The following is a 7,922-nucleotide window of genomic DNA, read 5'->3' as shown; positions in this document are numbered from 1 at the left end:
AAGGAAAAGCAAAGAGGAATCTCCCCAATTATGAGATAGATTCCTCTTTTTTCATTTCAGTCAAACTGTAGAACTTTGACTTTTTCAGTGGGCTCCCAATTTGATTTTCTCTTTTTAAGTTTTTAAATCATCATTATGGTTAACGATTAAATAATCTTAGGGAGATAATTAATGTTTTTCTGTAATCTCAGGTAGATAAATAGTCGATGTTCATGGAGGAAGATTTTCAACGATTTTTAATCAATGCATGTGTTTATGGTTGACCTGCTTTATTTCGTAATAATGTTGTTTCAAATAACTATATATAACTTGATGAGCAAAACATTATACTTTTTACCAAATAATTTAGAAAACAGAATCAAGCCACTCCTCAAGGCTGAGGAAAACTTTCGCAACTTCAGGATGATTGACCTTTAAAAAATCATGTTCTAAATAATACACAGGAACAAGTGAACTATTTGGTATTTTTTTAGAGAGATTTTTACTATTTAAAAAAGGAACCTCTTTATCGGTAGTAGATGCTGTGTGAAAAGATGGGGGAAATTGTTGTAATATGTCGTCTGTAATAATGAATTTTTTACTATCGTTAGCTGTAAGGTTTAAGAGACTATTTAATGATTGACTGTCTAATGCCTCCTTGTAAAGGATAAAGCGTTCAAATGTGGGGTCATCTTTTATGGGGAGTTCAAAGTCAAAATTTTTAAACTCATCGCTAGGGAATATGTTTTGGTGTTTATGTAAATGTTCAAGATTAGCATAGCCATAAAAATTAATAAGCCGAGAGGGAAATCTCACGCCGTTTTGAATGATAAGTTGCATTGTTTGAAACATCAAAAAGCTGCCTGAAGAACGTCCGATTAATAAATAGGATTGGTTTGGAAATAGTTGATGGATAAGGATATCAACAGTAGTAAAAGTATCTTTGATGAGAGTAGAGATGGAAGAATTTGGTGCTAAGAAATAATCTATACTAATGATATTGATGCCTTTTTTTAGAAAAGTATTTATTAATGAATGAGGAAGATCATTTTTACTTCCATAAATAAGCCCTCCACCATGAAAATAAATAGCGATAGGATTTGTCTGCTGAGATTCTTTGTTTTCTGAATAGATGATACATTCTGTTTGATTAGGAAGAATTATTTTTTCTGTTAACATATCAAAGTTTTTCCTTTCGTAAATTTAATAAGATGCATCCAATGGTATAATTTGTTAGTTGGATAGGGTTATTTAAATCTAATTGTAACATTTGTTCTATCTTATTAATGCGATAGCGAATGGTTTTGGGATGAAGAAAGAGTTCTGTGGCAGTTGCTCCATAATTTAAATGATTTATGATAAAGCAATGGAGGGTATCGAAAAGTTCATATTTTTCCTCAAACAATTTTCTTAAATCATCAGGAATCATATTTTCATAATGTTCGGTCGGAACATTTATTAAGAAATTAAAAATACCTAGGTCACTTTCATCAATAAAATAAGATGTAAAGAATAAATCGTTAAATTGTTTCATTTTTAGACAAGTGGAAAATAATTTTTGAATTTGTTGGTAATCACCAGTTTTACTAAGATAGTAATGAACTTTGTCAAATTTAGGTACTAATTGTTTAAAGTTATTTTTAACGATCTGGTCTGCAATGGTTTTGAAATTGAATATGTAAACTAAGGTGTTTTTACTTTCATAATAAACATGAGCAATATCTTGATTAGATATTGTTTTTTTTATTGTTTGAATTTGGTTTTTTTCCATTTTCGTTGGGAAGGTAAGTAATAACACTTGATAATGGTTTTCGTTATATAAATTGACTTCCTCTAGTAATAATTGTAGATCATAGGAGTCACGGTTGATACCAAATAAAATAGCTGAAATGGTTTTATTTCGATGTAAAAATATTTCATTCTTACGATAGTATTCGGTATCTAATTTTTGAGTGAGAATCTCTAAAAATTTTTCGATTGTTAAAATTAGTGAATGATCAATCGTATTATTTTCCAGTTGTATGTAAAATTCGTACCGCTTCGAATCAATAATATTACGTATATGGAGATAATGAAAAATAGAGTTTTGATTATCTTTTTCAAAGTTGTAACTTTCGATAAAGTAATGATGATGTGCAAAAGGATTTAAAACTTCATATTCTATGTAAGGCAAGTTAGGAATTTTAGAAAAATCTTGAGATTGAAATTTAAAATTTCTTTCCGCGATAGTTAAGGAAATTGGTAAATTTGTGAAATTTGTGAAGCTCTGTACGACTTCTTCGTAGGAGTGCCTAGGGTTGATAAGGTTGCTGAATACCTTACTAGCATCATAATAACTTCTTAATAAAAATGATTCATAGTTTAAAAGAGGTTCGTGGATAGCTAAAATAATTGATTCATAACTAATTTCAGGTGGAATCTCTACAAGAGGAATATTGTAATTTTGGCAAAGTGTTATAAAAGACATAGGGACGGAATCAATGAATCGTTTTGTTTTAATAATAATCCCACTGATACCTATAATAGAAATTTTACAAAAAAAATCGGTAATAGCCGCTTCATCAACATTTTGGAAAGCAACATAGGAGGTTAATAGCATTTGATTTCGAACAGCCCATTTTTCAATATCTAGGGCTTCAATAACCATAACGGATTCTATTTGATTGTGTAGACCAATATCTCCGGTTAAGAGATTTGATTTTTCGAAAGGTCTTAACTGTAATAAATTTTCTAGATTCATAAGGCCTCCTTTAGAAAAATGGATAAAAATAAGGCGAAAATATAGAAAAATATAGAATGGAAGCGCAAACATATTCAAGGTATAATGATTGTAACAAATAAAACATAAGGAGTAAAGCTATGCTTATAACAGAGATTTTAGAAAATAACTATCAAGATTCGATTAATCTGATGCTATTAACTCAAAAAGTTAATGGGATGCCAAATATTGTAAAAAGTCAAATCATGATGGGTTCAGATGCTAATAAAGAAATATTAGCCAATAGTGGCTTGCTTTCAGAAGAGGCAAAAACAGCATCACCCAATGATTTAGTTATTGTGGTAGACGCTGAAGAAAAATCAGTAAAAGAAGAAGTACTAAAGGTTGTTGATGATTTCTTATCTGATTTGTCAGTAGATTCTAATAGCAATCAGGTTTCTAATGAAACAACAAGCTTATCAGAAGCGTTAGAGAAGCTACCTGATGCTAATCTAGCACTTTTTAGTATTCCAGGTGAGTATGGTGCTAGTGAGATAGAGAAAGCACTTAGAAAAGGGTTAAATGTTTTCTCGTTTACAGACAATATTCCTATTGAAGATGAAGTTAAACTCAAACAATTGGCTCATGACAAAGGCTTATTAATGATGGGTCCAGACTGCGGCACAGGAATTATTTCAAGTGTTCCGCTGGCGTTTACAAATGTTGTCACACCAGGAAATATTGGTATTGTTGGTGCTTCTGGAACAGGTATTCAAGAGGTGACTACCATTATTGATCGTTTGGGTTCTGGAGTTGTACATGCCATCGGTACAGGTGGACGTGATTTATCTGATGAAGTTGGGGCTATTACTGTCAAAGATGCTATTCTTGCTTTAGAAAATCATGAACCAACAGATGTTATCTGTGTAATCTCTAAACCGGCTGCTAAGGAGGTACGTGATGAGGTAGTTGCCTTGTTGCAAAGTATTTCCAAACCTGTTGTAGCTATCTTTCTTGGCGAAAAGCCGACTCATCATGAAGGTAAGGTTTATCTTGCCCATACTTTAGAAGAAACAGCACGTATTGCAGTTGATTTAGCCAAGGGTGAGGTCATTAAAGCTAACTACCAAATGCCATTAAACAATCAAACATATACAGTTTTATCTGATGATAAAGTTGTTATTGGTCTTTATTCTGGTGGAACGCTGGCTTCCGAAGCAGGTATGCTAATATCTGAGGCTCTTAACTTAGGCGGACTAGTAAAAAAAGAGGGATACATTCTTCAGCATAAGGGCTATGATGTTGTAGATTTAGGAGATGATATTTACACCCAAGGGCGTCCTCATCCTATGATTGATCCAGAAGTTCGGATTGCTAAATTTAAAGAGTATGCGGAAAAAGAAAATACAGGAGTTATTCTTTTTGATGTTGTACTTGGATATGGTGCTCATGACGATATGACTGGTGCGTTGCTTCCGACGATTAATCAGATCAAGTCATATTATCCTGATATCCATTTTGTTGCTACAGTGGTTGGTACAAAACATGATCCACAAAATTACCAAGATGCAGTTAGTCGTTTAAAAGAAGCCGGTGTACTTGTGGAAGACAGTAACGAGAAAGCTGTTCGTCTTGCATTGAAATTAAAAGGCATCGATTATCATGAAGAAGATAAAGATGTGCTTCCATACAATCTAAAACCTGTAGAGTTACCAGAACCGTCAGAAAGTATCATGGATCTGCTAAATAGCAAACCTCGTGTTATTAATGTTGGTCTTAAGAGCTTTAATGAACCTATTCTTAAATATGAAGGACAATCGGTACAGTATAATTGGCGTCCAATTGCTAACGGTAATAAGAAGATGATTCAAATCCTGAATTACTTAGAACAATTTAGTGAAGAAATCGATCAAGAAAATCTAGCTATTACCCAACGGATGAAGCAAGTACAACCATTCTTAATAGATGTAGTACAAGCAAAAGATGTCATTCCAGAATTGAATGACCCCAAACAAAAGACCCTGCTCCATGCAGGTCCTCCGATTACTTGGGACGCAATGACTGGACCTATGCAAGGCTCTTGTATAGGAGCGGCGCTATTTGAGAAATGGGCTGATAGTGAAGAGGAGGCGCGTTTACTTTTTGAAGCAGGTGAGGTTCGTTTTATTCCATGTCATCATGTCCATGCTGTAGGCCCTATGGGGGGAATTACTTCTGGTGATATGGCGGTGCTAGTAGTTGAAAATAAACAGGATGGTATTCGCGCATACTGTACGATGAATGAAGGTATTGGGAAAGTTCTTCGTTTCGGTGCTTACTCTGAGGAAGTTGTTCAACGGTTAGAGTGGATGCGAGATGTTTTAGGACCAACTATTGCAAAAGCTTTGGCTACTTCTGAAGAAGGTATTAACTTGAATGTATTGATTGCAAAAGCGATAACAATGGGGGACGAATTCCATCAACGTAATATTGCAGCTTCGCTGAATTTTGTGAAAGAAATTGTACCATTAATTACTAATCTAGCTATGGACAAAGAGACCAAGTATGAGGTAATCAAGTTTTTATCTGATACAGACCAGTTCTTCCTCAATATCATGATGGCTACGGGTAAAGTTATTGTAGACTCGGCTCGTAAAGATGCAAAAGGTACCGTTGTTACTACAATGACTCGAAATGGCGTTGATTTTGGCGTAAGAATTGCTGAAACAGCTGATGATTGGTACACTGCTCCTGTAAATACACCGAAAGGACTTTATTTTACAGGATTTACTGAAGAGGATGGTAATCCTGATATTGGTGACAGTGCTATTACAGAGACGGTAGGAGTTGGTGCCATGGCGATGATTGCAGCACCCGGGGTAACTCGTTTTGTCGGTGCAGGAGGATTTCAAGATGCGATTGAAACTTCTGAGGAAATGGCAAAAATTTGTGTATCTAGAAATTCTAATTGGTCAATTCCTAACTGGAACTTTGAAGGTACAGTTTTAGGTGTTGATATCCGTAAAGTAGTTGAATCAGGGATCACACCAATTATTAACACAGGAATAGCTCATAAAGAGCCTGGGCTTGGTCAAGTAGGTGCCGGAACAGTACGTGCTCCATTAGGATGTTTTGAGAAAGCGTTAGAAGCATATGCCATTAGTAAAGGCTTTAAATACAATTAATATATTAGAAATTAGTGTTCTTGTATTCCCATTTTGTAACAATGGGAATACGGGACGCATTCACAGTGTGTTTGAACATTCTTTAAATATAGCTATCAATGGTCATTTAATGCATATTTCTAGTCGACAAGGGTTTATATCAGGTTTTGGGATTACTATTTTACGAAATGACTTTGATATTTTGAGACGTTGCGTAAGAGTTCAAGATGTCGTCGTTTTGAAAAAAGAGAGCTTTATGATTTATAGTCAATCTGGAGTTTTTAAATTTGTTGGTGGAATTACTAGAAATTTAGAGGCCAAACCACTTCAATGGAAGTACAATAAAGATGATCTAGATATACTATGTCAATGTTTTAGAGATGTTTTAGATGCTAAAGTACTTGGCTTAGGATCAGTTGCTGAACTTGAGAAGGTTAAACAGTTATTAGTAATGCAAAAATGCTCAAAGGAAGCATTTGGTCAAATGGTTACATTTCTAACTGGCAGGGGGTTAGGATTGACTCCTAGCGGTGACGATATATTGCTTGGCTATTGCTTCGGTTTAATGATTTTTGACAAAGGATTTGTTAGAGAATTTTTGGAAGCTTATCTGTTGTTTATCGATTCTCATACAACAAAAATTAGTTATGAATACCTCTATGCATTAGCCAAAAGGCGAATAAGTAGTCCCTTGCTTGTTTTAAAGAATGCTATAGAATCTAGAGTAATAAAGGATATAGAATTAGCAACGTCAGCTATTGCAACGATTGGGCATACATCAGGTAATGATTGTTTATTTGGAATATTATTGGCGTTGGAATACATACAAATGAACTATGAATAATAAAGAGGTGTAAAAAATGAAACAAAAGATTGAAAGGGTCGGTCACAACTATTGGATGCGACTTGTGTTTATCTTTTTCCTTGGTTGGATTTTAATGTATGCGACACGTACCATTTTTAATCCAATTATGGGAAATGTTGGTGATGAGTTTGGTTTAACTAACGCTGATTTAGGATTAGCTAATAGTATCTTTTTCCTAACTTATGCCGTTGCCCAAATCCCATTTGGTATCTTGGGTGATAAGTTTGGACGCAAATTGGTAATCACAGTCGGTTTTATCGGGTTGGCGGTTACGACTTTCTTGAGTGGTTTAGCTCAAACCTTTAGTTTGTTTCTTTGGATTCGCGCTCTTGCTGGCATTGCACAAGGAGCATATTATGGACCGCAATATGCAATGTCCAGTGAAGCCATTCCTAAGGATAAAGTAACACTAGGGAATGCTTTAATTAATAGCGGTATGGCATTTGGTACATCTGGTGGATTTCTACTTTCTAGCTCGATTGTATTAGCTGGCGGCGGACATTGGAGTCAACCATTTTACATAATGGCTGTCCCTACAGCTATTGTGGCCATGCTTTTCTATACACTTTTGAAGGAGAAAGTTACTTATACAGATATTCCTGAGGTACAAGAAAAAACTGAAGAAGTTACGCAGAAAGTTTCTTTAAAAGATATTTTTACCAATAAAAATTTAGTAGCCGTTTTCATTGTGTGTTTTGTTAGTATCTATGCTAATTTTGTTATTTTGACGTGGTTACCTTCCTTTTTGATTCAAGAGCGTGGGTTTGCTGGAGGTAGTGTTGGTTTTATTGCTTCTCTAGTCCCTTGGGCATCTATTCCGGGAGCTCTATTTTTTGCCTCAATAAAGGACAGAATTGGTAGCACTAAAAAAATGATGGCATTTTTGATGCCGTTTGCACTTCTTTCAGTCTTCTTAATTGCAAATGTTACAGATAAAACATTTCTGATTGTAGTTTTAATTTTATACGGCTTGACAGGTAAACTCGCCTTGGATCCTATTTTGATTTCATATGTAAATACTCATGCACCAAAAGGGAGTTTATCAACAACTTTAAGTGCATATAATTTCATAGGAATGTCAGGATCAATCTTAGCACCATACGTTACAGGCTACCTGGCAGATAAAGTTGGATCTATGCAGATTGGTTTTTATCTAGCAGCCATATTACTTGGTGTAGGATTATTGGTATTTATGTTATTAGCAGTTGATACTAAGAAAAGCAACTAATTAGTTAAG

At 34.6% G+C, this 7,922-nt stretch carries 5 protein-coding genes; 3 read left to right on the top strand and 2 right to left on the bottom strand.

Annotated features, from left to right (window positions below):
- Positions 1-345: 345 nt before the first annotated feature.
- Both A3IA_RS0104155 and A3IA_RS0104150 read right to left on the bottom strand, forming a co-directional pair.
- Complete coding sequence (locus A3IA_RS0104155; RefSeq protein ID WP_018380091.1) at positions 346-1,158, bottom strand: alpha/beta hydrolase fold domain-containing protein; 813 nt, start codon at positions 1,156-1,158, stop codon at positions 346-348.
- Position 1,159: 1 nt separating this feature from the next.
- A complete protein-coding gene (locus A3IA_RS0104150; protein WP_018380090.1) occupies positions 1,160-2,719 on the bottom strand; it encodes a PucR family transcriptional regulator in 1,560 nt (519 codons plus the stop codon).
- Between the two features lie 119 nt (positions 2,720-2,838).
- Between A3IA_RS0104150 and A3IA_RS12535 the strand changes: the two genes are divergently transcribed.
- Genes A3IA_RS12535 through A3IA_RS0104130 form a run of 3 tightly spaced genes read left to right on the top strand, consistent with a single transcriptional unit; the run spans position 2,839 to position 7,913 of the window.
- Entirely contained in the window at positions 2,839-5,841 is a 3,003-nt protein-coding gene (locus A3IA_RS12535; RefSeq protein ID WP_018380089.1) for a bifunctional FdrA/YlbE family protein, read from the top strand.
- Entirely contained in the window at positions 5,810-6,664 is an 855-nt protein-coding gene (locus tag A3IA_RS0104135; RefSeq protein ID WP_018380088.1) for an oxamate carbamoyltransferase subunit AllH family protein, read from the top strand. Before A3IA_RS12535 ends, A3IA_RS0104135 begins: the two co-directional genes overlap by 32 nt.
- A gap of 16 nt (positions 6,665-6,680) precedes the next feature.
- Positions 6,681-7,913, top strand: a complete 1,233-nt coding sequence (locus A3IA_RS0104130) for an MFS transporter (protein WP_018380087.1) — start codon at positions 6,681-6,683, stop codon at positions 7,911-7,913.
- Positions 7,914-7,922: the final 9 nt, after the last annotated feature.

This window comes from Streptococcus thoraltensis DSM 12221 (assembly GCF_000380145.1).
GTDB lineage: Bacteria > Bacillota > Bacilli > Lactobacillales > Streptococcaceae > Streptococcus > Streptococcus thoraltensis.
This window is presented reverse-complemented; position numbering and strand designations above follow the sequence as displayed.

Bases quoted from the DNA above. Each gene is read 5' to 3' on its own strand.
- A3IA_RS0104155 (WP_018380091.1), bottom strand. From the start codon at position 1,158: ATGTTAACAGAAAAAATAATTCTTCCTAATCAAACAGAATGTATCATC.
- A3IA_RS0104130 (WP_018380087.1), top strand. From the start codon at position 6,681: ATGAAACAAAAGATTGAAAGGGTCGGTCACAACTATTGGATGCGACTT.
- A3IA_RS12535 (WP_018380089.1), top strand. From the start codon at position 2,839: ATGCTTATAACAGAGATTTTAGAAAATAACTATCAAGATTCGATTAAT.
- A3IA_RS0104135 (WP_018380088.1), top strand. From the start codon at position 5,810: ATGCCATTAGTAAAGGCTTTAAATACAATTAATATATTAGAAATTAGT.
- A3IA_RS0104150 (WP_018380090.1), bottom strand. From the start codon at position 2,719: ATGAATCTAGAAAATTTATTACAGTTAAGACCTTTCGAAAAATCAAAT.